The organism is Pseudomonas sp. LAM2023, from assembly GCF_016620375.1.
GTDB classification, from domain to species: Bacteria; Pseudomonadota; Gammaproteobacteria; order Pseudomonadales; family Pseudomonadaceae; genus Aquipseudomonas; species Aquipseudomonas anuradhapurensis.
The window spans coordinates 117,679-144,073 of record NZ_JAENHV010000017.1; the positions used below are offsets into that span (position 1 = coordinate 117,679).

The 26,395-nt window shown below is 64.3% G+C and carries 21 protein-coding genes; 7 read left to right on the plus strand and 14 right to left on the minus strand.

Going from position 1 to position 26,395, the window contains the following annotated elements; translation table 11 throughout:
* Positions 1–828 (plus strand): M23 family metallopeptidase, encoded by an 828-nt coding sequence (locus JKP78_RS10510; RefSeq protein WP_186686122.1) that lies wholly within the window; start codon positions 1–3, stop codon positions 826–828.
* 431 nt (positions 829–1,259) lie between these two features.
* Positions 1,260–2,933 (plus strand): 2-isopropylmalate synthase, encoded by a 1,674-nt coding sequence (leuA, locus tag JKP78_RS10515; RefSeq protein WP_170028465.1) that lies wholly within the window; start codon positions 1,260–1,262, stop codon positions 2,931–2,933.
* A 238-nt stretch (positions 2,934–3,171) separates the two neighbouring features.
* Here leuA and JKP78_RS10520 read toward each other — a convergent pair whose 3' ends face one another.
* Genes JKP78_RS10520 through zwf form a run of 3 tightly spaced genes read right to left on the minus strand, consistent with a single transcriptional unit; the run spans position 3,172 to position 6,039 of the window.
* Positions 3,172–3,852, minus strand: coding sequence for a bifunctional 4-hydroxy-2-oxoglutarate aldolase/2-dehydro-3-deoxy-phosphogluconate aldolase (locus JKP78_RS10520; protein ID WP_200626637.1), 681 nt, complete (start codon positions 3,850–3,852; stop codon positions 3,172–3,174).
* A 17-nt stretch (positions 3,853–3,869) separates the two neighbouring features.
* Positions 3,870–4,583 (minus strand): 6-phosphogluconolactonase, encoded by a 714-nt coding sequence (gene pgl, locus JKP78_RS10525; RefSeq protein ID WP_186686124.1) that lies wholly within the window; start codon positions 4,581–4,583, stop codon positions 3,870–3,872.
* Positions 4,570–6,039 (minus strand): glucose-6-phosphate dehydrogenase, encoded by a 1,470-nt coding sequence (zwf, locus tag JKP78_RS10530; RefSeq protein ID WP_200626638.1) that lies wholly within the window; start codon positions 6,037–6,039, stop codon positions 4,570–4,572. Before zwf ends, pgl begins: the two co-directional genes overlap by 14 nt.
* 211 nt (positions 6,040–6,250) lie before the next feature.
* Between zwf and hexR the strand changes: the two genes are divergently transcribed.
* Positions 6,251–7,114, plus strand: coding sequence for a DNA-binding transcriptional regulator HexR (gene hexR / locus JKP78_RS10535; RefSeq protein ID WP_169774905.1), 864 nt, complete (start codon positions 6,251–6,253; stop codon positions 7,112–7,114).
* Here the strand turns inward: hexR and JKP78_RS10540 are convergent.
* The 11 genes from JKP78_RS10540 to edd all read right to left on the minus strand — a co-directional run bounded on the left by JKP78_RS10540 (position 7,107) and on the right by edd (position 20,438).
* Positions 7,107–7,961, minus strand: a complete 855-nt coding sequence (locus tag JKP78_RS10540; protein ID WP_186686128.1) for a D-hexose-6-phosphate mutarotase — start codon at positions 7,959–7,961, stop codon at positions 7,107–7,109. The two genes, hexR and JKP78_RS10540, sit on opposite strands and share 8 nt — an antisense overlap.
* A 116-nt stretch (positions 7,962–8,077) precedes the next feature.
* Positions 8,078–9,421 carry a carbohydrate porin gene (locus JKP78_RS10545; RefSeq protein ID WP_170028460.1) on the minus strand — a complete coding sequence of 448 codons (1,344 nt, stop codon included), beginning with the start codon at positions 9,419–9,421 and terminating at the stop codon, positions 8,078–8,080.
* 41 nt (positions 9,422–9,462) lie between these two features.
* Positions 9,463–10,617: an ABC transporter ATP-binding protein gene (locus JKP78_RS10550; protein WP_186686129.1), complete on the minus strand. Its 1,155-nt coding sequence runs from the start codon at positions 10,615–10,617 to the stop codon at positions 9,463–9,465.
* Positions 10,618–10,620: 3 nt separating this feature from the next.
* Positions 10,621–11,466, minus strand: a complete 846-nt coding sequence (locus tag JKP78_RS10555; protein ID WP_170028458.1) for a carbohydrate ABC transporter permease — start codon at positions 11,464–11,466, stop codon at positions 10,621–10,623.
* On the minus strand, positions 11,459–12,367 hold the full coding sequence (locus JKP78_RS10560; RefSeq protein ID WP_200626639.1) for a carbohydrate ABC transporter permease: 909 nt from the start codon (positions 12,365–12,367) through the stop codon (positions 11,459–11,461). Before JKP78_RS10560 ends, JKP78_RS10555 begins: the two co-directional genes overlap by 8 nt.
* A 181-nt stretch (positions 12,368–12,548) precedes the next feature.
* Positions 12,549–13,847 (minus strand): ABC transporter substrate-binding protein, encoded by a 1,299-nt coding sequence (locus tag JKP78_RS10565; RefSeq protein WP_200626640.1) that lies wholly within the window; start codon positions 13,845–13,847, stop codon positions 12,549–12,551.
* A 107-nt stretch (positions 13,848–13,954) separates the two neighbouring features.
* Complete coding sequence (locus JKP78_RS10570) at positions 13,955–15,202, minus strand: D-mannose isomerase (protein ID WP_200626641.1); 1,248 nt, start codon at positions 15,200–15,202, stop codon at positions 13,955–13,957.
* A 119-nt stretch (positions 15,203–15,321) separates the two neighbouring features.
* Positions 15,322–16,776, minus strand: a complete 1,455-nt coding sequence (locus JKP78_RS10575; protein ID WP_200626642.1) for an ATP-binding protein — start codon at positions 16,774–16,776, stop codon at positions 15,322–15,324.
* Complete coding sequence (gene gltR, locus JKP78_RS10580) at positions 16,757–17,482, minus strand: two-component system response regulator GltR (protein WP_170028453.1); 726 nt, start codon at positions 17,480–17,482, stop codon at positions 16,757–16,759. Before gltR ends, JKP78_RS10575 begins: the two co-directional genes overlap by 20 nt.
* Positions 17,483–17,655: 173 nt before the next feature.
* Positions 17,656–18,615, minus strand: a complete 960-nt coding sequence (locus JKP78_RS10585; RefSeq protein WP_186686138.1) for a glucokinase — start codon at positions 18,613–18,615, stop codon at positions 17,656–17,658.
* Positions 18,612–20,438 (minus strand): phosphogluconate dehydratase, encoded by a 1,827-nt coding sequence (gene edd / locus JKP78_RS10590; RefSeq protein ID WP_186686140.1) that lies wholly within the window; start codon positions 20,436–20,438, stop codon positions 18,612–18,614. The genes JKP78_RS10585 and edd overlap by 4 nt, the downstream gene beginning before the upstream one ends.
* A gap of 265 nt (positions 20,439–20,703) precedes the next feature.
* Here edd and gap point away from each other — a divergent pair, with 265 nt between their 5' ends.
* The 4 genes from gap to JKP78_RS10610 all read left to right on the plus strand — a co-directional run bounded on the left by gap (position 20,704) and on the right by JKP78_RS10610 (position 26,322).
* Positions 20,704–21,705, plus strand: a complete 1,002-nt coding sequence (gene gap / locus JKP78_RS10595; RefSeq protein ID WP_170028450.1) for a type I glyceraldehyde-3-phosphate dehydrogenase — start codon at positions 20,704–20,706, stop codon at positions 21,703–21,705.
* Positions 21,706–21,941: 236 nt separating this feature from the next.
* Positions 21,942–22,454: an RNA polymerase sigma factor gene (locus tag JKP78_RS10600; protein WP_170028449.1), complete on the plus strand. Its 513-nt coding sequence runs from the start codon at positions 21,942–21,944 to the stop codon at positions 22,452–22,454.
* 74 nt (positions 22,455–22,528) lie between these two features.
* Positions 22,529–23,491 (plus strand): FecR family protein, encoded by a 963-nt coding sequence (locus JKP78_RS10605; protein ID WP_186686143.1) that lies wholly within the window; start codon positions 22,529–22,531, stop codon positions 23,489–23,491.
* Between the two features lie 242 nt (positions 23,492–23,733).
* Complete coding sequence (locus JKP78_RS10610) at positions 23,734–26,322, plus strand: TonB-dependent receptor (protein WP_200626643.1); 2,589 nt, start codon at positions 23,734–23,736, stop codon at positions 26,320–26,322.
* The last annotated feature ends 73 nt before the right edge of the window (positions 26,323–26,395 follow it).

Genomic DNA, 26,395 nt, shown 5'->3' on the forward strand with positions numbered 1-26,395 from the left:
ATGCCTCGCCTGCTCGCGCCCCTGCTTGCCCTTTCCCTCCTGCTGCTGGCCGGCGGCGCCCAGGCCAGCTATATCACCCGCACGCTGAACAAGCCGGTACCCGGCGGCGTTGCAGTGGTCGACCTCGGCCCCGCCGCCAGCGCGCCCAGCGCCCGCTTCGACGGCAAGCCGGTGCTGGTGGTGAAGGAGCAGGACAACTGGCTGGCCATCGTCGGTATCCCGCTGACCCAGAAGCCGGGTACTGCGCTGCTGAGCCAGGGCGACCGCACCCTGCCCTTCACCGTCACCAGCAAGAAATACCCCGAACAGCGCATTACCCTGAAGAACACCCGCCAGGTCAACCCGAACCCGGCCGACCTCAAACGCATCGACCGCGAACTGGCCGAGCAGATCGCGGCCTACCGCAGCTTCAGTCCAGCGCTGCCGAGCAACCTGATCCTCGACAAACCGGTCAATGGCCCGCTGTCGAGCAAGTTCGGCGTGCGGCGCTTCTTCAATGGCGAAGAACGCAACCCGCATGCCGGGCTGGACTTCGCGGTGCCGGCCGGCACGCCGATCAAGACCCCGGCCAATGGCAAGGTGATCCTGGTGGGCGATTACTTCTTCAATGGCCGCACGGTGTTCGTCGACCATGGGCAGGGCTTCATCAGCATGTTCTGCCACATGTCCAAGATCGACGTGCAGGTGGGCCAACCACTGCGCCGGGGTGACGTGGTCGGCCGGGTGGGCTCGACCGGGCGGGCTACCGGGCCACATATGCACTGGAATGTCAGCCTGAATGATGCGCGGGTGGATCCGGCGATTTTCATTGGGGCATTCCAGCCCTGAGACCGCGTGTCTGCTTCGCGGGCATGCCCGCTCCCACAGGTATTGCGCTGCGTCTTGAGGCTGCATCGTACCTGTGGGAGCGGGCGCGCCCGCGAAGAGGCCAACACAGTCGACATCAGTTCAACCGTGTTGCGCCATCGAAAAATACCACGCAAAAATAAATAAGTACTCAGCTCAATCAAGCTATAAAATCTCGCCGAAGCGCTTTTTTTAAGCATTCCTCTCAATTTTTTGTGAACGCTTGCCATCCCCCACCCCACTGGTTAGGGTTGAAGGCATGAAAACCTTCAGCACCCTCATCCTGCTCCGACAACATCGCAGCCTCTGCCTGGTCAGCGCCCGACTACCAGGCTGAATCGCATCGCCTCGCCTATTCATCTCGTTATCGCTCGGCAGGCCCGATCTCGGCCGCACACAAAAGGATTGCTTCCATGACCATGCTCAAAGACCCTTCGAAGAAATACCGTGCTTTCCCGACCATCGACCTGCCTGACCGTACCTGGCCGTCGAAGACCATCACCGCCGCGCCGATCTGGTGCAGCTCCGACCTGCGTGATGGCAACCAGTCGCTGATCGAGCCGATGGATTCGGAGAAGAAACTGCGCTTCTGGAAGACCCTGGTGCAGGTAGGCGTGAAGGAAATCGAAGCCTCGTTCCCGTCTGCCTCGCAAACCGATTTCGACTTCGTGCGCACGCTGATCGAAGACGGCCACATCCCGGACGACACCACCATCCAGGTGCTCACCCAGGCCCGTGAAGACCTGATCGCCCGCACCTTCGAGTCGCTGCGCGGCGCGAAGAAGGCCATCGTCCACCTGTACAACGCCACCAGCCCGTCGTTCCGCCGCATCGTCTTCAACCAGGACAAGCAAGGCGTCAAGGACATCGCGGTGAACGCGGCCAAGCTGTTCGTCAAATACGCCGCGCAGCAGCCAGAAACCCAGTGGACCTTCCAGTACTCGCCAGAAACCTTCAGCGCCACCGAAATGGAGTTCGCCAAGGAAGTCTGCGACGCGGTCATCGAGGTATGGAACCCCACGCCTGAGCACAAGATCATCCTCAACCTGCCGGCCACCGTGGAGGTCTCCACGCCGAACGTGTACGCCGACCAGATCGAGTGGTTCTGCCGCAACATCAACCGCCGCGACAGCGTGATCATCAGCCTGCACTGCCACAACGACCGTGGCACCGGCATCGCCGCCACCGAGCTGGGCCTGATGGCCGGTGCCGACCGCGCCGAAGGCTGCCTGTTCGGCAACGGCGAACGTACCGGCAACGTGGACCTGGTGACCCTGGCGTTGAACCTCTACACCCAGGGCATCGACCCGCTGCTGGACTTCTCCGACATCGATGGCGTGCGCAAGGTGGTCGAAGAGTGCAACCAGTTGCCGGTGCACCCGCGTCACCCGTACGTGGGCGACCTGGTCCACACCGCATTCTCCGGCTCGCACCAGGACGCCATCCGCAAGGGCTTCGCCAAGCAACAGGAAGGCGAGCTGTGGGAAGTGCCGTACCTGCCGATCGACCCGGCCGACATCGGCCGCAGCTATGAAGCGGTGATCCGCGTCAACAGCCAGTCGGGCAAAGGCGGCATCACCTACCTGCTCGAGCAGGAATACGGCATCAGCCTGCCGCGCCGCATGCAGATCGAGTTCAGCCAGGTGGTGCAAGGTGAAACCGACCGCCTGGGCCTGGAAATGACTGCCCAGCAGATCTACAACCTGCTGCACAAGGAATACCTCCAGGCCAACGCGCCGTACGCGCTGGTCAGCCACCGCCTGCAGGAAGAAAACGGCCACAGCGCCGTGGAAGTGGAAGTCGCCGGCGAAGGCGAGACCACCCTGCACTGGCGCGGCAAGGGTAACGGCGCGCTGGAAGCCCTGGTGGCCGGCCTGCCGATTGCCGTCGAGATCATGGACTACAACGAACACGCGATTGGCGCAGGCACCAATGCCAAGGCTGCCGCCTACATCGAGCTGCGCGTAGCCGGCGGTCGTCCGGTGCATGGCGTGGGTATCGATGAAAACATCACCACCGCCAGCTTCAAGGCGCTGTTCAGCGCACTGAACCGCTCGCTGAGCCAGCAGGAAGCCAAGGCCGCCTGAACCGTACCCCGATGAACAAGAAAGCCCGCATCGTTTGATGCGGGCTTTTTTGTTGGCCTGTGCCGGCCCTTTCGCGGGCTCGCCCGCTCCCACAGGTACTGCACGGCACCTGGAGCAGCGCGATACTTGTGGGAGCGGGCAAGCCCGCGAAAGGGCCGGTACAGACAGCAGACGAATTCCAGGCAAAAAAAAGGGGCGCTGACCAAGCGCCCCATAAGCCGTAAAGCACACAACAAATTCAGTTGGCGTCCAGCAGCGCAATCGCCTCCGCACTGCATGCCTCGATCCGCGCCCAATCGCCATTCCTGATCCAGCTGCTGTCGAGCATCCAGGTCCCGCCCACGCACATCACATTGGGCAGCGCCATGTAGTTGCGCACGTTAGCCGGGTTGACCCCGCCGGTCGGGCAGAAGCGAATGTCGCCGAACGGGCCGCCAAAGGCCTTGATCGCCGCAACGCCGCCGCAAATTTCCGCCGGAAACAGCTTGAAACGGCGATAACCCAGGGCGTAGCCCATCATGATTTCGGAGGGCGTGCTGATACCCGGCAACAGCGGAATCTCGCTGTCTACACCCGCTTCGAGAATGTCCTGGGTGATGCCTGGGGTAACGACGAACTGCGCCCCTGCAGCTTCAACCGCCGCGAACATGCTGCGATCGAGCACGGTGCCGGCGCCGACACAAAGCTCCGGGCGCTGCTCGCGCAGTACCTGGATGGCCTTCAGGCCATGCTGGGAGCGCAAGGTCACTTCCAGGGTACGGATACCGCCAGCGGCCAGGGCATCAGCCAAGGGCAGGATGTCGTCCTCGCGGGCGATGGTGATCACCGGCAGGATGCGCGCCTGTTCGCAAATGGCATCGATCCGTGCGGCTTTGTCGGCCATCGAGAGCTTGGGCTGTGGGCGTTCGAGGGTGGTCATGACTGTGGATCCTTGGCTCATGGGCACCAGTAGATGTCCAGGGGGGCGTGAAGAAAAGCGCGAATCGGCATTTCCGTAAGGTCGGTGCCAGCCAGCGCGGCGCGCAGGGTAGCGAGTTTGCCCTGCCCTTGCACGGACAGCGCGGTGAAAGCGGCACTGGCCAGCAGCGAGCGGGTCATCGACAGGCGCTGGCGCGGTACGCTCGGTGCCAGCAAGGGCAGGCAGCGGCGTGGGTTGGCCAGGTCGAGGGCGGCGTCCAGGTTGGGGCTGGCGGGGAACAGCGAGGCGGTATGGCCATCGTCACCCATGCCCAGCACCAGCACATCGATCGGCGGCAGCTCGGCCAGCGCCTGGTCGGCCTTGTTGGCAGCGGCGTCGAGGTTCTGCGCCTGCTGGTACAAGCCAACGAAACGGGCCTTGGCCGCGGCGCCCTTGAACAGGTGGCGAGCCAGCAGACCGGCGTTGCTGTCGGCGTGTTCCACTGGCACCCAACGCTCATCGGCGAGGCTGACGGTGACCCTGGCCCAGTCGAGGTCTTCGCTGGCCAGCTGTTCGAGGAACGGTACCGGGCTGCGACCGCCCGACAGCACCAGGCAGGCCTGGCCCTTGCTGGCGATCGCCTCGCGCAGGCGAACAGCCACGTCATGTGCCTGGCGCACGGCCAGGGCCTTGGCGTTGGCCAGCTCGTGCACGTTCACCGAGCCGGGCAGTTTCAGTTCAGATATCCCCATACCACGCCCTCCCGTCGCGTGTGATCAGAGCAATCGAGCTCATCGGCCCCCAGGAACCGGCCGCATAAGGTTTCGGTGCATCGCCCGCGTTACGCCAGCCGGCGATCAACTGGTCGCACCACTTCCAGGCATATTCGATTTCGTCCTTGCGCACGAACAGGTTCTGGTTGCCGCGCATCACCTCGAGCAACAGCCGCTCGTAGGCATCCGGAATCCTCGCGCTGCGCCAGGTGTCGGAAAAATTCAGCTGCAACGGGCCGCTGCGCAGTTGCATGCCCTTGTCCAGGCCCTGCTCCTTGGTCATCACCCGCAGGGAAATGCCTTCGTCCGGTTGCAGGCGGATGATCAGCTTGTTACCGATTTGCAAACGCTGTTCCGGGGCAAAGATGTAGTGCGGCGTTTCCTTGAAATGAATGACGATCTGCGACAGTTTCTGCGGCATGCGCTTGCCGGTACGCAGGTAGAACGGCACGCCCGACCAGCGCCAGTTGCGGATGTCGGCACGCAGGGCGACGAAGGTTTCGGTATCGCTCTGGGCGTTGGCGTTGTCTTCTTCGAGGTAACCGGGCACCGGCTTGCCATCGCTGTAGCCGGCAATGTACTGGCCACGCACCACACGGGTGCTCAGCCCTTCGCCAGTGATCGGTGCCAGGGCCTTGAGCACCTTGACCTTCTCGTCACGGATGGCATCGGCGGACAGTTCGCTGGGCGGGTCCATGGCGATCAGGCACAGCAGCTGCAGCAGGTGGTTCTGGATCATGTCGCGCAGCTGGCCGGCCTTGTCGAAATAGCCCCAGCGGCCTTCGATACCGACCTTCTCGGCAACGGTAATCTCCACGTGGGAGATGGAGTTCTGGTTCCACTGGGTTTCGAACAGGCTGTTGGCAAAGCGCAGGGCGATCAGGTTCTGCACCGTCTCCTTGCCCAGATAGTGGTCGATGCGGTAGACCCGGTTCTCGGGGAAGAACCGTGCCACGGCGTCGTTGACCCGGCGCGACGACTCCAGGTCGTGGCCAATGGGCTTCTCCAGCACCACCCGGGTGCGCGCAGCCAAACCGGCCTTGTCGAGGTTTTCGCAGATGGCGCCGTACACCGCCGCCGCCGTGGCGAAATAGGCGATCAGCGGCTGCTCGCCCTGCACCTGTTCGGCCAAGGCCTGATAGCCCTCGGGCTGGAGGAAGTCGAGGTGCTGGTAGCTCAGCCGGGCAAGGAAGCGGCCCAGCGCTGCAGGCTCTATGTCAGCCTCGGGTACATGCCGGCGCAGGTGCGCTTCGATACTGTTCAGGTGTTCCTGCGCAGTACCGGCCTCGCGGGCCAGGGCCAGCAGGTGGGTATCCGGGTGCAACAGGTTGGCCCGGTCGAGCTGATAAAGCGCAGGAAACAGCTTGCGCAATGCCAAGTCGCCGAGGGCGCCAAACAGGGCAAAGGTGCAAGGTTCGACACTGATCGCAGCCATGATGTTGGTTCTTTCCTAAAGTTGGTCTAGGAATACCGCTTTCACATACGGTTTTCAAGGGATAATGTAGTAAAAACCACAACATTCGACACAAGTGTTACAGACAAGTGGTACGCCAACCGCGCCAACAGTACGATAGACGACCGTGCAAAAAGCCTGCTGCTCCCACAGCCGGCTGTCTTCCCGACCCAAGGACACACCCATGGACCGCGTGCGAAACCTCCTGGAACAGATCCAGGGACGCCTCGACGAGCTGAACAAGGCCGAACGCAAAGTCGCCGAAGTCATCCTGCTCAACCCACAACAAGCCACCCGTTTCAGCATCGCTGCGCTTGCCCAGGCGGCCAAGGTCAGCGAGCCGACCGTCAACCGCTTCTGCCGCTCGTTCGGCGTCAGCGGCTACCCCGAACTCAAGCTGCAGCTGGCGCAGAGCCTGGCCAGCGGCGCCGCCTATGTCAGCCGCGCGGTAGAGGCCGACGATGATCCGGCAGCCTATACCCAGAAGATCTTCGCCAGCGCCATCGCCTCGCTCGACAGCGCCTGCCAGCAACTCGACCCGCAGCAGGTCAGCCGTGCCGTGGACATGATGATCCAGGCGCGGCAGATCCACTTCTTCGGCCTCGGCGCCTCTGCCCCGGTGGCGCTGGATGCCCAGCACAAGTTCTTCCGCTTCAACCTGGCGGTGTCGGCCCACGCCGACGTACTGATGCAACGCATGCTGGCCTCGGTCGCCCACACCGGCGACCTGTTCGTGATCATTTCCTACACCGGACGCACCCGCGAACTGGTCGAAGTGGCGCGCCTTGCCCGGGAAAATGGCGCCTCGGTGCTGGGCCTGACGGCCGCCGGTTCGCCATTGGCCAATGCCTGCAGCCTGAGCCTGCATATTCCGTTGCCGGAAGACACCGACATCTACATGCCAATGACCTCGCGGATCATCCAGCTGACCGTGCTCGATGTGCTGGCCACCGGCATGACCCTGCGCCGTGGCGTGGACTTCCAGCCGCACCTGCGCAAGATCAAGGAAAGCCTCAACGCCAGCCGCTACCCGATCGAGGACGACGAACTCAACTGAGCCGGTGCGCCTGCAAACGCAGGTGTACCCGCTGCCCCGGCGCCAGGCTCAGGCCTTCACCACTGCCACTGGCGGCCTCGACGCAGACGAAGCGCTGGCATTCGCGGCCAGTCACGCCCATCAGCGGGCGGTTGCCCGGGTGCCAGACCACGGTGTCGTCACTGTCGCCGGTGTCGATGCACAGCTCACGCTGCCAGGCCGGGTCCTGCAGCTGCACCCGTGGCGTGCCGGGGTAGACCTTCTGGCAGCCGCCCTTGAGCTTCAGCGCGCCATCCTCACGGCAGGCCTGGCGGTTGAGGCGGTCGTAGCCTTCGATGTCCTCGAGCCCGGACAGCGCTATCTCGGACACGTCACTGATACACCAGTAGGCCAGCAGAGCATGGCTCAGCTGGCAGGGTTCGCTGTCCTGGTGCTCGGTGCTCAGGCTCAGCTCCATGCGGCTGCCCAGCCGGGCATGCAGGTCGACCTGCCAGTCGCACAGGTCCAGCCGCCATTTCAGGGTAACGCCCTCCTCGTCCTCGCGGCTGTCGACCAGCTTCCAGTCCAACAGGCGCGCCCAGCCATGGGCTGGCCACAGGTCTTCGCTGGGGTGACGGCCATACCAGGGCCAGCACACCGGCACGCCACCGCGGATCGCCCCAACCTGCGGCCACTGCTCGGCACACCACAGCCAGGGCCGTTCGCCGGCCGGCTGAAAATGCAGCAGTTGCGCGCCCTGGCGGCTGAACACCGCCTGGCAACGTGGGTGGTCGATGATCAGCACATCGCGCTGCTGGTAACGCTCCCACTCGAATGTCGGCCGGGGCCGCTGCGAGGTGAAGAAGCGATGAAGCGGATGTTCGGGCATGTTCAGGGCTCTTGTTGTTTGAGATAGCGCTGTCTCGGCCTATCCCTGGCACCCACTGCAGGCCAGTGGGTGCCGGGAGCCGAAATTGGATTGGCGTAAATTTACAACAATTGCCCTTAGAATGACGACTGAATCTTCAAGCCTGCGACCAACGCATTGTCCACCTCATCGACCCCGCCGGGGCTCTTGATGTACTGCAGGTTGGGCCGCACGGTCAGCCAGTTGGTGACGTGGAAGCCGTAATAGAGCTCGGCGTTGTATTCGGTGCGTTGCAGCGGCACGAAGCCGGGGTTGTCGTAATCGTCGATACCGCTCTGGGCATTGAGCAACTCGGCGCGTTTCTTGACGTCGTCATTCACATGAATACGTGCCACACCGAAGCCGATATCGTCCTTGGGCCGGGCGTCGAAGGCGCCCTTGTAGACCAGGCCTACCTGCTGGTAGTTGTCGACCACGTTGGTGGCCTTGTCGTGCACAGTGAAGTTGGCGAACAGGCTCAGGCCACGGTTGACATCGCCAGCATGGGCAGTGACTTGCTGTTGCGCCACGACCCACCAGCCGTGCTTGCTGGAGTGTGACTTGAAGGCTTCGCCAGTCAACGCCTGCGGGTTGCCGTTGACATCGTCGAATACATCATCGGCCTTGGCCGTGCTGTAGTAGTAACCCAGGCGGTACTCGCCCGGCAGGCCATTGACCTTGGGTGACCACACCGCTTCCACCGGCAGTATCGCGCCCTTGGTGCCGCTGCCGCTGAGCTTGAAGCCGTTGCCGGTTTCCAGGTTGGAAGGGTTCTGCTCGAAGGCACCGACCTGGACGAAGAATTCCGGGGTGATGTTGTACTTGACCCGCAGTGCCCACTGGCTCACCGGCCAGTTGTACCAGATGCCACCGACCCAGTTGCCCACTTGCGAGCCGCAGAAGGCCAGGTTCTGGAAGTCGCAAGGGAAGCTGTTGAAGTCCTCGCCTTCGCCGAAGCGGCCGAATTTGACGTCCAGCGCACCGTCAAAGTACTTCTGCTTGACCCACATCTGGGTCAGGCGCCAGGTCTGGCCGCGGCCCCACACTTCCTGCACCGAGCTGAACTGCCCGGCGCGCGGGTCGCTGATGCGGTCGTTGGACAGGTTGCGGCCACTGCGCTCGGTGATCGCCAGCTTGAACTCGGCATCGTGCCAGCCGAGGATTTTCTGCAGGTCCAGGTGTGCGCCCAGCGCGAACTGGTCGCTGTAGCGCGCGGTCTTGTCGTCGTTGTAGCCGCCGTGCAGGTTGCCGGCTACCTCACCGACATAATCCAGGGTGAAGTCGTAACCTTTTTCCAGCAGTTCGGTGCGGGTGCCGCCCCAGTCGCCGGTCATCCACTTCGATTCGCTGGAAAAGGCCTCGGCAGCCTGCGCCCCGCTGCTGCCAACGATGGCAAGCAAGGCCAGCGAGCCCAATGTCCTGATGCGTTTGCGCTGTTCCATCCCTTTGCGTCCTCTTTTTTCTTATTGGTGGTGTAGACGAGTCAACGGCCCTTGAAGTGAGCCACGTTGTCCTTTACTGCTGCGGCGGAGCTGGCCAGGTGCAGGCGCTCGCCGCTGTCGGCGTCGAACAGCAGCACCCGGGCCGGGTCGAACTGCAGGTTCAGGTTGTCACCTACCTGGCACGTCACATCCGGCGCCAGGCGGCAGCAAACCTTGGTCTGGTTGAGGGTGACGAACACCAGCAGGTCCGGCCCGGTAGGTTCGGTCACCTGCACCTCGGCGCGGATGCCCGGCAAGCTGTTGCCCTCCCCGGTGCCCAGCGCGATCTGCTCGGGACGGATGCCCAGAATGATCTCGCGCCCCTCGAGTTCGTCGGCAGCCAGGCCCAAAGGCAGTTCGCAGCGCGCCTGGCCACTGTCCAGCAGCGCCAGCAGGCGGCCATCCTGTTTGGTCAGGCGTACCGGGATGAAGTTCATCGGCGGCGAACCGATGAAGCTGGCGACAAACTGGTTGGCCGGGTCGTTGTAGATCTGTTGTGGGGTGCCGAACTGCTGGATGATGCCGTCCTTCATCACCGCTACCTTGTCGCCCAGGGTCATGGCCTCGATCTGGTCATGGGTGACGTACACGGTGGTGGTCTTCAGGCGCTGGTGCATCAGTTTCATTTCGGTGCGCATCTCGACACGCAGCTTGGCATCGAGGTTGGACAGCGGTTCATCGAACAGGTAGATCTTCGGCCGCCGCGCCAGCGCCCGGCCCATGGCCACGCGCTGCTGCTGGCCACCGGACAGCTGCGCCGGCTTGCGCGCCAGCAGGTGCTCGATCTGCAGCAGCTTGGCCACCCGCGCCACCTCTTCGTCGATGGCAGCCTGGGGCAGCTTGCGGATCTTCAGGCCGAACTCGATGTTCTCGCGCACGCTCATGGTCGGGTACAGCGCGTAGGACTGGAACACCATGGCGATGTCACGATCCTTGGGGCTCATGCCACTGACATCCTGCTGGTCGATGAGGATCGCCCCGCCGGTGATCTGCTCCAGGCCGGCAATGCAGTTCATCAAGGTCGACTTGCCGCAGCCCGACGGGCCGACCAGGATCAGGAACTCGCCATCCTTGATCGACAGCTGGATGTCCTTGAGGGTGTCCGGCAAGCCGCTGCCGTAGGTCTTGTTCACATTGCGAAGTTCGAGCGTTGCCATGACTTACCCCTTTACCGCGCCAGCCGTCAGGCCGCGGACGAAATATTTGCCTGCCACCACGTAGACCAGCAGGGTTGGCAGGCCGGCAATCATCGCCGCCGCCATGTCGACGTTGTATTCCTTGGCCCCGGTACTGGTGTTGACCAGGTTGTTCAAGGCCACGGTGATCGGTTGCGAGTCGCCGCTGGAGAACACCACGCCAAACAGGAAGTCGTTCCAGATCTGGGTGAACTGCCAGATCAGGCAGACCATGATGATCGGCGTGGACATCGGCAGGATGATGCGGCGGAAGATGGTGAAGAACCCGGCGCCATCCAGCCGCGCAGCCTTGACCAGCGCATCGGGGACGCTCACGTAGAAGTTGCGGAAGAACAGCGTGGTAAAGGCCAGGCCATAGACCACGTGCACCAGCACCAGGCCGCTGGTGGTGCTGGCCAGGCCGAGCTTGCCGAGGGTGAACGAGGCCGGCAGCAGCACGGTCTGGAACGGCAGGAAGCAGCCGAACAGCAGCAGGCCGAAGAACAGCTGCGAACCACGGAAGCGCCACATCGACAGCACGTAGCCGTTCAGCGCGCCGATGGCAGTGGAGATCAGTACCGCCGGCACGGTGATCATGATCGAGTTCCAGAAGTACCCGCTGACCGTGGCCCAGGCCTTGACCCAACCAATACCGCTGAACACCGCCGGCCAGCTCAGCAGGTTGCCGGTGCTGATATCGTCCGGGGTCTTGAAGCTGGTCAGCAGCATCACCACCAGCGGCACCAGGTACAGCAACACGGCCAGCAACAGCACCGCGTGGATGGCGATGCGGCTGAGGCTCAGCACCGGTTTGTCGACAGGGCTATGCATGGCGTTTGCTCCGCAGCTCCGAGTACAGGTAAGGCACGAGGATCGCCAGGATCGCCCCGAGCATGAGGATGGCGCTGGCCGAGCCCATGCCCATCTGCCCGCGGCTGAAGGTGAACGAATACATGAACATCGCTGGCAGGTCGGACGAATAGCCCGGGCCGCCGGCGGTCATTGCCGCCACCAGGTCGAAGCTCTTGATGGCAATGTGCGCGAGAATCATCAGCGAGCTGAAGAACACCGGGCGCAAGCTGGGCAGCACCACACGCCAGTAGATGCGCGGCAGGCTGGCGCCGTCGATCTGCGCGGCGCGGATGATCGACGGGTCGACCCCGCGCAGGCCGGCGAGGAACATCGCCATGATGAAGCCCGATGCCTGCCATACCGCGGCAATCACCAGGCAGTACACCACCCGGTCCGGGTCGATCAGCCAGTCCAGGCGGAAACCTTCCCAGCCCCAGTCTCGCAGCAGCTTGTCCAGGCCCATGCCCGGGTTGAGCAGCCACTTCCAGGCAGTGCCGGTGACGATCATCGACAGCGCCATGGGGTACAGGTAGATGGTGCGGATGAAGCCTTCGCGGCGGATCCGCTGGTCCAGCAGGACCGCCAGCAGCACGCCGATGACCAGGCTGATGGCGATGAACAGGCCGCCGAACAGCAGCAGGTTCTTGCTCGCCACCCACCAGCGGTCGTTGTCGAACAGCCGGGCGTACTGGGCCAGGCCGGCCCACTTGTAGGTCGGCAGGAAGGTCGACGTGGTGAAGGACAGGACAAAGGTCCAGAGGATGTAGCCGTAGAAGCCCACCAGGACGATGAACATGCTCGGCGCCAACACCAGCTTGGGCAGCCAGCGCTGAAGCGCGTCCAGGGGTGAGGCCCGCAGTTGGGCGGTTGCTGTAGTCATGGTTCACCTCGAAGGCGCCGCACTCCCCTGTAGGAGCGGCCTTGTGTCGCGATGGGCTGCACAGCAGCCCCAAAGGACTCAAGGACGATTACCTACCTTGAAGATCGAGTGCGCAGGTTATGGGGCTGCTGCGCAGCCCATCGCGACACAAGGCCGCTCCTACAACGGAATCGCGTCTGCTTTACTGGGCAGCCTTGATCGCCGCCGCCAGCTTCTTCGCCGCATCGGCCGGGTCGGCCTTCGGGTCGTTGATGTAGTTGGTCACCACATCGAAGAACGCGCCCTGCACGGCCAGCGTGGTGGCCATGTTGTGCGCCATGCTCGGCTGCAGCCCGCCGCTCTTGGCATCGGCGAGGAAGTCCTTGGCGGAGGTTTGCGCGCAGGCATCGAAGCCGTACTTGCCCATGTCGGCGAGCATGTCGTTGCGTACCGGGATGGAGCCCTTGTTGATGCTGAACACCTTCTGGAAGTCCTGGCCCAGCACCTTGCGTGCGATGTCCCGCTGCCCGGCGGCGGTGCCTTCGTCGTTCTGCTTGAACACTACCAGCGAGTCGATGTTGTAGAGGAAAGCCTTGTCCGTGCCAGGGAATGGCACGCACTGGTAGTCCTTGCCGGCAGTTTTCTTCGCCAGGGTCCATTCGCTCTTGGCCCAGTCGCCCATGATCTGCATACCGGCCTTGCCGTTGATGACCTTGGCCGCTTCGAGGTTCCAGTCCTGGCCCTTGCCATCCGGGTCCATGTAGGTGGCGACCTTCTTCAGCTCGGTCAGCGCCTTGATCATCTGCGGGCCGGTCAGCGCCTCGCTGTCGAGGTCGACCAGGGCCTTCTTGTAGCCATCGACCCCCATCACGGCCAGCACCACGCTTTCGAATACGGTGCTGTCCTGCCACGGCTGGCCACCATGGGCGAGCGGGATGAAACCGGCGGCCTTGAGCTTGTCGGCGGCGGCGTAGAATTCGTCGAGGGTGGTCGGCGCCTTGTCGATGCCGGCCTTCTTGAACACTTCGGGGTTGATCCACAGCCAGTTGATGCGATGGATGTTCACCGGTACGGCGACGTAGTCACCGTCATACTTCACGGTGTCGGCGACCTTCTTGTCGAGCAGCGTGTCCCACTTCTCTTCCTTGGCCACATCCTTGAGCACATCGGCGTCGAGCAGGCCGGTGGCTGCCCAGTCCTGGATGTCCGGGCCCTTGATCTGTGCGACACCCGGCGGGTTGCCCGCCACGGCGCGGCTCTTGAGCACGGTCATGGCCGTGGCACCACCGCCGCCAGCGACTGCGCCGTCCTTCCAGGTGAAGCCATCTTTTTCGACCTGGGCCTTGAGCACATCGACTGCCGCTTTTTCACCACCGGATGTCCACCAGTGCACCACCTCGATACTGCCTTTGGAATCGGCAGCCAGGGCAGTGAGCGGGAACAGGGAGGCCCCTAGCGAGGCAATGGAGATTGCGGCAGCGAGACGAAGCGTAGAGTTCATCGAAGCACCTTTCTTGTTGTTATGCCGTGCAAGTCGGTCGCTTGCGTTGCATTGAGTCTAAACAGCGTGCGCGCCTCGTCAGGTAACGAAGCGACGCGTGAATGTCATCATCTGGTTACATTGGCGGCCAGGCTGCTGGCCAGGCTCGGTGCCAGCGGCAAGCCCGGCAGCAGCAATGTCTGGTAGGCGTGGTAGAGGTCGGGCTTGCCCGGCCACAGCATCCCGGCTGGCTGGTTATGTGCATCGAGCTCGTGGTGCCAGCTGCCCGCAACCAGGTCGATGAAATGCTTGGCAATGAAATCCCAGCAGCGCTGGTACCACTGCTCGTAGCGTGCCTCGCCAGTACGCTGCAACAGCGCCGCTGCGGCGGCGCAGGCCTCGGCGTGCACCCAATGCAGGCGCGCGTGCACCACCGGCCGATCGGCCCAGTCCAGGGTATAGACAAAGCCCGGCGCGCCATCGACGTGCCACGCGTGCTGGCAGGCCGCGTCGAACAACGCGCGCGCGTCGTCCACCAGCCAGCCCGGCGCAGGCAGGCCGGCCCGTTCGAGGCTGGCCTCCAGGTGCAGCAGCAACCGCGCCCACTCCAGCGCATGCCCGGGGGTGGTCCCATACGGCCGGAAAGGATCAGCCGGACGCTCCAGGTTGTAATGCGGCAGTGGCTGCCAGAAGGCATCGAAGTGCTCGATGACGCGATGGCCGTTGGCGGCGGCATGGCCATGAATGACGCGTTCGGCGATGCGCAGGGCGCGTTGCAGCCACAGGCGCTGGCCAGTGACATCGGCCAGGGCGAGGAAGGCTTCGACCGCGTGCATGTTGCTGTTGGCGCCACGGTACGGCTCGGGCGACTGCCAGGTACGGGAGAAGGATTCGCAGAGGGCGCCCTCCGCTTCGCTCCAGAAATGCGCGACAAGCATCTGCACCGCGTCTTCCAGCAGGGCGGGCGCGTCGGCAGCGCCGGCCAGCACCGCCGAGCTGGCGGCCAGGGCGACGAAGGCATGCAGGTAGGCGGCCTTGCCGCTGTCGGTAGCGCCATCGGGGTGGGCGAACCAGCCGCCATGGGTGGCGTCCTGCATGGCGCCACGCAGGGCAGCCACACCGTGTTCGACATAGGCCAGGCAACCGGGCAAGCCCTGCAGCTGGGCCAGGGCGAAGCAGTGGGTCATGCGGGCGGTGTTCAGGGTGTCGGCACGGGCACCGGGGGCAAGCTGCCCCTTGGCATCCAGGCTGCCGAAGCCATCGGGCAGTTTCGCAGCCTTGGCGAACGCCAGCAGGCGCTGTGCTTCGGCCAGGCGCCAGGCGGTGTGAGCCGGGGCATCGAGCCAACGGGTGGCAGGCAGGTTATGCGTATTCATGGGCCAGCTTGATCCTTGCCAGTCGTGGGCGAATTCTAGTCAGCGCGGTCGGGTGGGATGTCACGAAGGGCCGGTGGATTGTCACCGCGCAGTGACATTTCGCTTGCCGGCACCGGCTCTCAGTCCATGCCCCGCGGCAGGTACAAGGTCACCCGCAACCCGCCCTCGCGCAGGTTGAGCAGACTCACCTCGCCGCCATGGCTATGAGCGATGTTGCGCGCGATGCCCAACCCCAGCCCATAGCCCTGCTGCTGCCCCGCCAGGCGGAAGTGCGGCTCGAACACCTGTTCCAGCTGCTGCTCGGGCACCCCCGGCCCCTGGTCATCGACCTGCAGCACGAAGCCCTCGGCACTGTCGATGATGCGTAACCGTGCCCGCTCGCCGTACTTGATGGCATTGTCGATCAGGTTGCCGATGCACCGTCGCAACGCCAGCGGCTTGCCCGGATACGGTGCCAGTGCCCGGCCTTCGAGGGTGATGCGACCATCGCCCAGGTAGGGCTCGGCGAGGATTTCCAGCACCTGGTTGAGGTCGACCGGCTCGATGTTTTCATGAATGTCGGTGTCCTTCACGCACTGCAAGGCCCCTTTGACCAGCAACTCCAGCTCATCCAGGTCCTGGCTGAACTTGGCCTGCAGGCGTTCGTTCTCCAGCAGCTCGACCCGCAGCCGCAGGCGAGTGATCGGCGTGCGCAGGTCGTGCGAGATAGCGCTGAACAGCTGGCTACGTTCGGTCAGGTAGCGGCTGATACGTTCGCGCATGCTGTTGAACGCCCGGCCCACTTCCACCACCTCACTGCCACCGCCTTCGGCCACCGGCGCCACATCGGCACCCAGCGACATTTCGCGCGCCGCCCGTGCCAGGCGCTTGAGCGGCCAGCTCTGCCAGTGCACCAGCAGGCCGATGAACAGCAGCAGCAACACGGTGGTCAGCACGATGAAGCCGATCTGCTGGCGCGGCAGGCGTTCGGCCTCCAGGCTGGTATAGGGCTCGGGCAGCAGCGAGGCGATGTACAGCCACTCGCCCTCACCCAGGCGGATCTGTGTCACCAGCACCGGCGGGTTGAGCGGTTCCAGGGTCAACGAGTAGTGCGCCCACGAGCGCGGCAGCTCGTCGAGCTTGAGGCCGCTGTTGAAGATGCGCAGGTCGTCGGGGCTGACGAACGCCACGGAAATTTCCATCTGCGAACCCAGGCGCTCATGCAGCACTTGCTGGAACACGTCGATCACCACCTGCTTGCGCGGGGTGACCGGCAGTACCGGCATGTCCAGTGGCTTGGCGTTGAGCGATACGAAGAAGCGCGTGCCGCCCATGCTGCGCAGCTGATCGAGCACCATGGGCCGGTAGCCCACCGGCAACGAACGAAAGTAGCTGACGCTGGCGCTCATCGAGTGGGCCAGGCTGCTGGCACTGGCGCGCAGGCCTTGCAGTTGGCTGGCGCGCAACTGGGCGACCCAGATGATGCTGGACAAGCCCTGGGCCAGCAGCACCACCAGCAAGGTCAGCAGCAGCATGCGCCCCAGCAACGAGCGCGGCAGCAGCCGCCAGCGCCGCTCAGGAGCCACTGCAGACATGGGCAGCCAGCAGGTAGCCACTGCCGCGCACGGTGCGGATCAGCCGGGGCGGTTTGTCGGTATCGCGCAGGCGTTGGCGCAGGCGGCTCACCGCCATGTCGACGATGCGGTCCAGCGGCATCGGCTCGCGACCTCGGGTGGCGTTGCCGATGGTGTCGCGGTCGAGGATCTGCTGGGGGTGGTCGAGAAACAGCTTGAGCAGGGCAAAGTCGGCGCCGGAGAGCATCACCTCCTCGCCGTCGCGATGAAACAGGCGATGGCTGACCGTGTCCAGGCGCCAGTCGTCGAAAGCCAGCACGGCACTGCCCGGCGCCGCCTGGCCGAACTCGGCACGGCGCAGCAGGGCCTTGATCCGTGCTTGCAATTCGCGCGGGCTGAACGGTTTGCCCAGATAGTCGTCGGCGCCCAGTTCCAGGCCGATGACCCGGTCGGCTTCGTCCGAGCTGGCGGTGAGCATGATGATCGGTACCCGTGCCTGGCGCGGGTGCTGGCGTACCCAACGGCACAGGCTGAAGCCGTCTTCGTCGGGCAACATGACGTCGAGGATGACCAGATCGCAAGGGGTGGTTTCCAGGGCGCGGCGAAAGCCCTTGCCGTCGGCTTCGGCATGCACCTGGAAGCCGGAACGGCTCAGGTAGGTTTGCAGCAGTTCGCGGATTTCCTGGTCGTCGTCGACCATCAGGATCGATTTACCGGCAGTGCTCAAGGTGGTCTTTCCTTTTGTCTGGTTACAGGTCTTCGTTGCCTGCTATCGGGGCCGCTGCGCAGCCCATCGCGACCCAAGGCCGCTCCTACAGCGACTGCGCCGGGCCGGAAATCCCAGGTCCCGGTGCAGCAGCGGCGTTGGGTCGCGATGGCCGCGCAGCGGCCCTCAATCACCTAGCCGTGATCCAGCGCCTGTTGCAAGGCCACTCCAGCCCCCAGCAACCCGGAAAACTCCGCCGTCACCAGCCATACCGGCACCCCGGCGAAATAACCGCTCATGCAGCCCTTGTCGGCAAAGCTGGCAGCGAACCCGCTGCGCAGGAACAGCTCGGCAAACCGTGGGATCACACCGCCGACAATATAGACCCCACCGCGCGCGCCCAGCGTCAGCACATTGTTACCCGCCACTCGGCCGAGGAACCGGCAGAACTGCTCGATCACCGCCAGCGCCCGTGGTTCGCCGCCCAGCGCAGCATCGGTGATCTGCGCCGGGGTGTTGTGTCGGGGTGTGTCGCCGTCCAGTGCACAGATTGCCTGGTACAGGCGCAGCAGGCCACCGCCACTGAGCACGGTTTCGGCGCTGACATGGCCGATCTGGGCGTGAATCTGTTGGTATATTGCCGCTTCGCGGGCATTGCCCACCGGCAGGTCGACGTGCCCGCCCTCACCCGGCAAGGCGCACCAACGCTCACCCACTCGCAACAGCGAGCCGACACCCAAACCGGTACCCGGGCCGATGACCAACGCCGGGCGCGAAAGGTCGGCCTGGCCCGGGCACACCTCGCGAAACTCGCCATCGCGCAGACGGGTCATGCCCAGCGCCATGGCGGTGAAGTCATTGATCAGCAGCAACTGCTCGATCTGCAGCCGCTGGCAGAACGCCTGACGGCTCAGGCGCCAATGGTTGTTGGTGAAGCGGAACTCGTCGCCATTGACCGGCCCGGCCACCGCCAGGCAGGCAGCAGTCACGCCGCCGCGAGCGATGCCAAGGCCTTCCAGGTAAGCCTCGATGGCCTGTTCCGGGCTGGTGTAGTCCTCGGTGGCGAAGACCTTCACCGCATGTAGCTGGTTGTCACGCCACAACGCGAAACGGGCATTGGTGCCGCCGATGTCGCCAACCAGCAGGTCTTTCATTTGAGGTTCTCCAGGGTCGCGGTGAAGGCGCTGGCGCCCTGCTCTGCCGGGCTGAACGCCATGCGCATGAAGCCGAACAGCTCGCGCCCGCAGCCCAGGTCGTTGCCCTGGGGTGCGGGTGGCAGGTCGCGGCTGGCCAGTTCTTCGGCCGACACCATTACCCGCAGCGTGCCTTCGACACCATCGACGCGCACGATATCACCGTCGCGCACCCGCGCCAGCGGGCCACCGTCATACGCCTCGGGGCAGACGTGGATAGCTGCCGGGATCTTGCCGGAGGCACCGGACATGCGCCCATCGGTGACCAGCGCCACCTTGTAGCCGCGATCCTGCAGCACACCGAGGAACGGTGTGAGCTTGTGCAGCTCCGGCATACCGTTGCAGCGCGGGCCCTGGAAGCGCACCACGGCAACGAAATCACGCTCCAGCTCGCCGGCCTTGAAGGCATCGGCCAGCGACTGCTGGTCGTGGAACACCCGTGCCGGGGCTTCGACCACCTGGTGCTCCGGGGCGACCGCCGACACCTTCATCACGCCGCGGCCAAGGTTGCCTTCCATTACCCGCAGGCCGCCTTCGGCCGAGAATGGTCGGGCCACCGGGCGCAGGATGCTTTCGTCCAGGCTGTGCTGCGGCCCTTCGCGCCACACCAGCTTGCCCTCGTCGAGGAACGGTTCCTGGGTGTAGCGACGCAGGCCATGGCCGGCCACGGTGTTGACGTCCTCGTGCAGCAGCCCGGCATCGAGCAGCTCGCGGATCAGGAAGGCCATGCCGCCAGCGGCCTGGAAGTGATTGATGTCGGCCTTGCCGTTGGGGTAGACGTGGGACAGGGTCGGCACCACTTCGGACAGGTCGGCCATGTCCTGCCAGGTCAGCTGGATCCCCGCCGCCTGGGCAATTGCCGGGATATGCAAGGTGTGGTTGGTGGAACCGCCAGTGGCATGCAGGGCGACGATGGAGTTGACCAGCGCCTTCTCATCCACAATTTCGCCCAGCGGCATGAAGTTGCCGCTGGCCTTGGTCATGCGCGTGACCTGCTGCGCGGCCTCGGCAGTGAGCGCGTCACGCAGCGGCGTGTACGGGTTGACGAAGGAGGCGCCGGGCAGGTGCAGGCCCATCACTTCCATCACCAGCTGGTTGGTGTTGGCCGTGCCGTAGAAGGTACAGGTACCCGGGCTGTGGTAGGACTTCATCTCCGACTCCAGCAGCTCCTCGCGGCTGGCCTTGCCTTCAGCGTAGCGCTGGCGCACGTCGGCCTTCTGCTTGTTGGAGATGCCGGACACCATCGGCCCGCCCGGGACGAAAATGGTCGGCAGGTGGCCGAAGCGCAATGCGCCCATCATCAGCCCGGGGACGATCTTGTCGCAGATGCCCAGCATCAGCGCAGCGTCGAACATGTTGTGCGACAGCGCCACGGCGGTGGACATGGCGATCACTTCACGGCTGGCAATCGCCAGCTCCATGCCCGGCTCGCCCTGGGTCACGCCGTCGCACATGGCCGGCACGCCACCGGCGAACTGGCCGACCGAACCGACTTCGCGCAAGGCCTGCTTGATCTGCTCGGGGAAGTGCAGGTACGGCTGGTGCGCCGAGAGCATGTCGTTGTAGGCCGAGACGATGGCCACGTTGGCCGCGTTCATCAGGCGCAGGGTCTGCTTGTCCTCGCTGCCGCAACCGGCCACGCCGTGGGCGAAGTTGGCGCATTGCAGGCTGGCACGCATGGGGCCTTCACTGGCCGCGCCGCGAATCAGCTGCAGGTAGCGTTCGCGGGTGGCACGGCTGCGCTCGACCAGCCGCTGGGTGACCTCAAGGATGCGCGGATGCATGTACTGGACTCCAGGCTAATTGTAAGGGCGGTTTACCAGGCATTTCCCCTCCAAACGATTGCGGCCTAGGCTCAAGGTAGAGGAGCCCGCTGCATCGGTGGAGGCACGTCGCCCGACCACTCGTTGTATGTTTAAACAAAATATTGCCACTAAAAAGGCTTGTTTTCTATCGGCCAGTGAATAATCTTGTAATTCCAACAACAAAACCGTTTCAGTGAAGCTCCTTTGTGCCACAGGTTTCACTCGGACTGCCAGAGGTACTGCCATGACTTTACGCATCGCCATCAATGGATTCGGCCGCATCGGGCGCAACGTCCTGCGCGCACTGTATACCCAAGGCTACCGCCAGGACCTGCAGGTCGTCGCCATCAACGATCTGGGCGACAGCGCCATGAACGCCCATCTGCTCAAATACGACAGCGTGCATGGCACCTTTGACGCCAGCGTCGAGGCCGACCACGAAAGCCTGACGGTCAATGGTGACCGTATCGCCGTCAGCGCCATCCGCAACCCGGCCGAACTGCCGTGGAAGGCCGAGGCGATCGACGTGGTGTTCGAATGCACCGGGCTGTTCACCGAGCGCGCCAAGGCCGCCGCGCACCTGGCTGCGGGGGCAGGCAAGGTAATCGTCTCGGCCCCCGCCAAAGGCGCCGATGCCACGGTGGTATACGGCGTCAACCATGATGTCCTGCGGGCCTCGCACCAGGTCATCTCCAACGCCTCCTGCACCACCAACTGCCTGGCGCCGATTGCCCAGGTGCTGCACCGCGAGTTCGGTATCGAGCAGGGCCTGATGACCACCATCCATGCCTATACCAACGACCAGGTGCTGACCGACGTGTATCACGGCGACCCGTACCGCGCACGCTCGGCGACCCAGTCGATGATCCCCAGCAAGACCGGGGCCGCCGAGGCGGTAGGCCTGGTGCTGCCGGAACTGGCCGGCAAGCTGACCGGCATGGCGGTGCGCGTGCCGGTGATCAACGTGTCGCTGGTGGATCTCACTGTCAACCTCCGGCGCGAGGCCACGGCCGAGCAGGTCAACCAGCTGTTCCTCGAAGCCAGCAAGCATTCGCGGGTGCTGGGTTACAACGCCTTGCCGCTGGTTTCCTGCGATTTCAACCACAATCCGCTGTCGTCGATCTTCGATGCCAACCATACCCGGGCCAACGGGCGCATGCTCAAGGTGCTGGCCTGGTATGACAACGAGTGGGGCTTCTCCAACCGCATGCTGGATAACTGCCTGGCGCTGTGCCGGGCCGGCTGAGTGCCGGGTAGGAGCGGCCTTGCGTCGCGATGGGCCGCAAAGCGGCCCCGGCCAAATGTGCTGGGGTCGCGATCCAGGGGCCGCTCCGCGCCCCATCGCGACGCAAGGCCGCTCCTACACAGGGATCGCGCAAGGCGCGGCACTCACAAACTTTACCTTTTCCTAACATTTCCAAGCTTGACCTTCGACAAGGATGATAAGCATTATCATTAACCCCTTGTCGCCCAGGTCCCCTCGTGAGTCAGTCCCGGTTCAATTCCGTCTTCCTCGTCCAGCGCCTGAGCCTGCTGCGTACCCTGCAGCGCATGGTTGGCAACCCGAACACGGCCGAGGACCTGTTGCAGGAGACCTACCTGCGGGTATCCCGCGCCCTCGCTGAGCGGCGCGTCGAACACATCGAACCGTTCGTGTTCCAGACCGCGCGCAACCTGGCCCTCGACCACCTGCGCGCACGCCGGGTGCAATCGCGCATGCTGGTCGACGATGTGCCCGACGAGGTGCTGCATAGCGTGGCCGCGCCGGCCTCCAGCAGCGAGGATGCCGCGCATGCCGAACAGTTGCTCAAGCAGTTGAGCGTCAGCCTTGGCCAGCTGAGCGAACGCCAGCAACGCATTTTCATCCTCAGCCGCCTGCATGGCGCCACCTACCTGGAAATTGCCGAACAACTGAAAGTTTCGCCCAGCACGGTCCAGAAGGAACTGAAACTGATCATGGCGATCTGCATGGGTGTTGCCGACCGCCTCAAGTGAGGCGACGCAAAGCCCTTGCTACCCACCCGCCCCAGCCTTGATCATTCGCAGAAAAGACCATTCAGGGATTCACCGTGACCGACAGCCCCGCCCCCCGCCCGTCACCCGCCGGCCCAGACGCCCGTGCCCGTGCCATGGACGAGGCGCTGGACTGGCTGGTACGCCTGCAATGCGCCGATGCCGAGGAGACCCTGGCCTTCGAAGCCTGGCTGAGCGCAGCAGCGGAAAACGCCGAAGCCTATGTCGAGGCCGAAGCCCTGTGGCACGGCGCACCGCTGCGCCAGGTGGCCGTGCAGATGCATCTGCAACAGCGCCGGTCGTGGCGTGGGCGCCTGCGCAGCCACTGGAAACCGCTGGCTACCGCCGCGCTGCTGCTGGTCGGGCTGTGCACCTTTGGCAACCTGCCCCTGCGCCTGCAGGCCGATCACCTGACGCTGGTCGGCGAACGCCAGCGCCTGCAACTGGACAACGGGGCGAAAGTGTTGCTCAACACCGATTCGGCATTCGCCAGCGAGTACCGTGACGGCCGCCAGGTCGCCCGCCTGCTGCAAGGTGAGGCCTATTTCCAGGTTGCCGGAGAAGCACGGTTGCCACTGGAAGTACAGGCCGGGCCGCTGCGCGCCCAGGTGGGCGATACCGACTTTGCCGTGCGCTACCTTGGCGGCGAAGCACAAGTGCGGGTGCAACGCGGCGATGTCGACTTGCAGGGCGCCCGCGACCAGCGTATCCGCCTGAGTGCCGGCGAAAGCATCAGCATCGGCCCCCATGGTTTTGGCCAGCGCCAGCGCCCCGACATGCGCAAGGACCTGGCCTGGGTGGAGGGCCGCCTGGTGTTTGAAGACTGCCCGCTGAGCCAGGTGCTGGCAGAGCTGCGGCGCTACTACCCAGGCTGGATCATCAACCGCAATACGCAGCTGGAAAACGTGACGGTGACTGGCAACTACCGCCTCGACCAGCCCCTGCAGACCCTGCGCGCGCTGGCCCACATCACCTCGGCCCGGCTGCATGAGTACCCGGCGCTGGTCATCCTGAACTGATCTTTTGCCTAGGCCGGCTTGATCGCTGGCGACCCCGCACACACCGCGCCGCCTGCATCGCGGATAAATCCGCTCCTACAGGTAACGCGCTGGCTTGCCGGCGATAGGGCGCACGGTCTTGTATTTATTTTTACGCGGTCGCGTCACCTCGCCCGTCTCGTTATAGCCAATGCGACCGATTCTTGTTTCAAAACAGGAACAGCCAACACCTATAACAGTCCGCGCGTCAGGGAGCGCTTTCGATGTCCACAGGTCCTACCCGCCCCTCCACCCTTCCCCGCCGTACAGTGCCACTGTCCCTGCTGACCCTGGCCCTGCTCGCCAGCGGCACCTGCAGCCTGCCGACGCTGGCCGCCGAGCCGGCCCAGGCCAGCAGCCCGCGCATGGGTGAATACCGCTTCAACATCGGCCAGCAACCACTGGTGACGGCCATCAATGCCTTCAGCCAGGTCACCGGCTGGCAGGTCGGCTTCAGCGCCGAGCTGGCCGACGGCGTAGTCTCGCCAGGCGTGCACGGCGCGCTACTGCCGGAAGCCGCACTCAAGCGCCTGCTGCACGGCACCGGCCTGGGCGTGCGCAAGATCGGCAACGGCAATGTGGTGCTCGAACGCCAGGCCGGCAATAACGTGGTCGCCCTGCAGCAGGTCACCGTCAGCGCCACCCGCAGCGCCCAGGACGTCAGCCAGGTGCCGAGCACCGTCAGCGTGCAGACCCGCGAACAACTGGACCGGCAGAACGTCAACACTATCCACGACCTGGTGCGCTATGAGCCAGGGGTGTCAGTGGCCGGCACCGGCCAGCGCAGCGGCCTGAACGGCTACAACATCCGTGGCATCGACGGCGAGCGAATCCTCACCCAGGTCGACGGCGTGTCGATCCCCGACAGTTTCTTCTATGGCCCCTACGCCCAGACCCAGCGCAACTACGTCGACCCGGAAATCGTCAAACGCGTGGAAATCCTGCGCGGCCCAGCCTCGGTGCTGTATGGCAGCAACGCCATCGGTGGCGCGGTCAGCTATTTCACCCTCGACCCGGACGACATCATCAAGCCCGGCAAGGACGCCGGCGCACGCCTGAAGAGCGGCTACAGCTCGGCCGACGAAAGCTGGCTGACCTCCGCCACTGTCGCCGCTCGCCAAGGTGACGTCGACGGCCTGCTGCACCTGAGCCAGCGCAACGGCCATGAGACCGAGACCCACGGCGGCCACAGCGGCGCCGGGCTGTCGCGTAGCGAAGCCAACCCGATGGACGCACGCACCACCAACGTGCTGGCCAAGCTGGGCTGGGACTACGCCGAGGATGCTCGCCTGGGCTTTACCTACGAACACTACAAGGATGACCGCGAGCAGAATATCCTCAGCGCGGTGGGCGGGCCGTTCATCGGCGGCGGCAAGGGCATGGGGTTCTACAAGGCGCGTAGCGGCAACGACGTCATCACCCGTGAGCGCTTCGGCATCAGCCATGAGTTGGGCCTGGCATCGCCGGTGGCCGACCACCTGAAGTGGAGCCTCAACTACCAGGTTGCCAAGACCGACCAGCATACCGAGGAAATCTACGCCCCGTTTACCCGCCAGGTGTTGCGCACCCGCGATACCCTCTACAAGGATCGCCAGTGGGTGTTCGATGCGCAGCTGGACAAGGCCTTCAGCATTGGCGCCAGCGACCACCTGCTGACCTACGGCACCACCCTAAGGCATGAGAAGGTCACCGGCTCGCGCAGCGGCACCGGTACCTGCCTGGCCGTTGGCGCAGGTTGCCCTGCCGCCGGTGCTGATCGCCCGGCCGATGGCCAGGCCCTGGTCAGCGACTTCCCCGACCCGACCGTGAACACCTACAGCCTGTTCGTGCAGGATGAAATCCGCTGGAACGACTGGACCTTCCTGCCCGGTGCACGCTATGACTACACGCGCATGGAGCCAAGGTTCACCGAGGAATACCTGCGCGGCCTGGAATCCACCGGTGCGGCGCCCACCTCCCAGGACGATTCCACCAGGAAGTGGCACCGTGTCTCGCCCAAGTTCGGCCTCACCTATGCCTTCAACGATAACTACACCTGGTACGGCCAGTACGCCGAAGGCTTCCGCACGCCGACCGCCAAAGCCATGTTCGGCAAATTCCAGAACCTCGACCAGGGCTACCGCGTGGAAGGCAACCCAGGCCTGGAACCGGAAAAGAGCAAAAGCTATGAAACCGGCCTGCGCGGCAACTTCGACGCCGGCAGCTTCGATGTGGCGGTGTTCTACAACAAGTACCGCGACTTCATCGATGAAGACGCGGTGCAGAGCGCCAACCTGGAACAGACCTTCCGCGCCAGCAACATCGAGCACGCCACCATCAAGGGCGCCGAGTTCAAGGGCCGCCTGAACCTCGACCGCTTCGGCGCGCCGCAGGGCCTGTATGGCCAGGGCTCGCTTGCCTATACCTACGGCCGCAACGATGACAGCGGCGCACCGCTGAACAGCGTCAACCCGCTCAAGGGTGTGTTCGGCCTGGGTTACGAGCAACAGCAATATGGTGGCCTGCTGAGCTGGACACTGGTCAAGCGCAAGACCCGCGTCGACGACAGCAGCTTCCATTCGCCCGACGGCTCCGCCAGCAAGTTCCGCACCCCGGGCTACGGCGTACTGGACCTGACCGGCTACTACCGGGTCAGCGACGACGTCACCATCAACGCTGGCCTGTACAACCTCACCGACAAGAAGTACTGGCAGTGGGATTCGGTGCGCAGCTACGACGGCCAGGGTGAAGCGGCAGTGACCCAGCCAGCCAACATCGACCGCCTGAGCATGCCGGGGCGCAACTTCGGCATCAATGTGGTCTGGGATATCTGACCCTTTGCACCTGTAACGGCCTCTTCGCGGGCTCGCCCGCTCCCACAGGTACTGCGCAAGCCTTGGGCCTGCG

What these genes read in the sequence shown, in the direction of transcription:
- gap (WP_170028450.1), top strand. Translation starts at nt 20,704, where the DNA reads ATGACTTTACGCATCGCCATCAATGGATTCGGCCGCATCGGGCGCAAC.
- leuA (WP_170028465.1), top strand. Translation starts at nt 1,260, where the DNA reads ATGACCATGCTCAAAGACCCTTCGAAGAAATACCGTGCTTTCCCGACC.
- pgl (WP_186686124.1), bottom strand. Translation starts at nt 4,583, where the DNA reads ATGGGGATATCTGAACTGAAACTGCCCGGCTCGGTGAACGTGCACGAG.
- JKP78_RS10555 (WP_170028458.1), bottom strand. Translation starts at nt 11,466, where the DNA reads ATGCATAGCCCTGTCGACAAACCGGTGCTGAGCCTCAGCCGCATCGCC.
- edd (WP_186686140.1), bottom strand. Translation starts at nt 20,438, where the DNA reads ATGCATCCGCGCATCCTTGAGGTCACCCAGCGGCTGGTCGAGCGCAGC.
- JKP78_RS10520 (WP_200626637.1), bottom strand. Translation starts at nt 3,852, where the DNA reads ATGACCACCCTCGAACGCCCACAGCCCAAGCTCTCGATGGCCGACAAA.
- JKP78_RS10545 (WP_170028460.1), bottom strand. Translation starts at nt 9,421, where the DNA reads ATGGAACAGCGCAAACGCATCAGGACATTGGGCTCGCTGGCCTTGCTT.
- JKP78_RS10565 (WP_200626640.1), bottom strand. Translation starts at nt 13,847, where the DNA reads ATGAACTCTACGCTTCGTCTCGCTGCCGCAATCTCCATTGCCTCGCTA.
- zwf (WP_200626638.1), bottom strand. Translation starts at nt 6,039, where the DNA reads ATGGCTGCGATCAGTGTCGAACCTTGCACCTTTGCCCTGTTTGGCGCC.
- JKP78_RS10550 (WP_186686129.1), bottom strand. Translation starts at nt 10,617, where the DNA reads ATGGCAACGCTCGAACTTCGCAATGTGAACAAGACCTACGGCAGCGGC.
- JKP78_RS10570 (WP_200626641.1), bottom strand. Translation starts at nt 15,202, where the DNA reads ATGAATACGCATAACCTGCCTGCCACCCGTTGGCTCGATGCCCCGGCT.
- JKP78_RS10585 (WP_186686138.1), bottom strand. Translation starts at nt 18,615, where the DNA reads ATGAAAGACCTGCTGGTTGGCGACATCGGCGGCACCAATGCCCGTTTC.
- JKP78_RS10610 (WP_200626643.1), top strand. Translation starts at nt 23,734, where the DNA reads ATGTCCACAGGTCCTACCCGCCCCTCCACCCTTCCCCGCCGTACAGTG.
- JKP78_RS10510 (WP_186686122.1), top strand. Translation starts at nt 1, where the DNA reads ATGCCTCGCCTGCTCGCGCCCCTGCTTGCCCTTTCCCTCCTGCTGCTG.
- JKP78_RS10540 (WP_186686128.1), bottom strand. Translation starts at nt 7,961, where the DNA reads ATGCCCGAACATCCGCTTCATCGCTTCTTCACCTCGCAGCGGCCCCGG.
- JKP78_RS10560 (WP_200626639.1), bottom strand. Translation starts at nt 12,367, where the DNA reads ATGACTACAGCAACCGCCCAACTGCGGGCCTCACCCCTGGACGCGCTT.
- JKP78_RS10575 (WP_200626642.1), bottom strand. Translation starts at nt 16,776, where the DNA reads ATGTCTGCAGTGGCTCCTGAGCGGCGCTGGCGGCTGCTGCCGCGCTCG.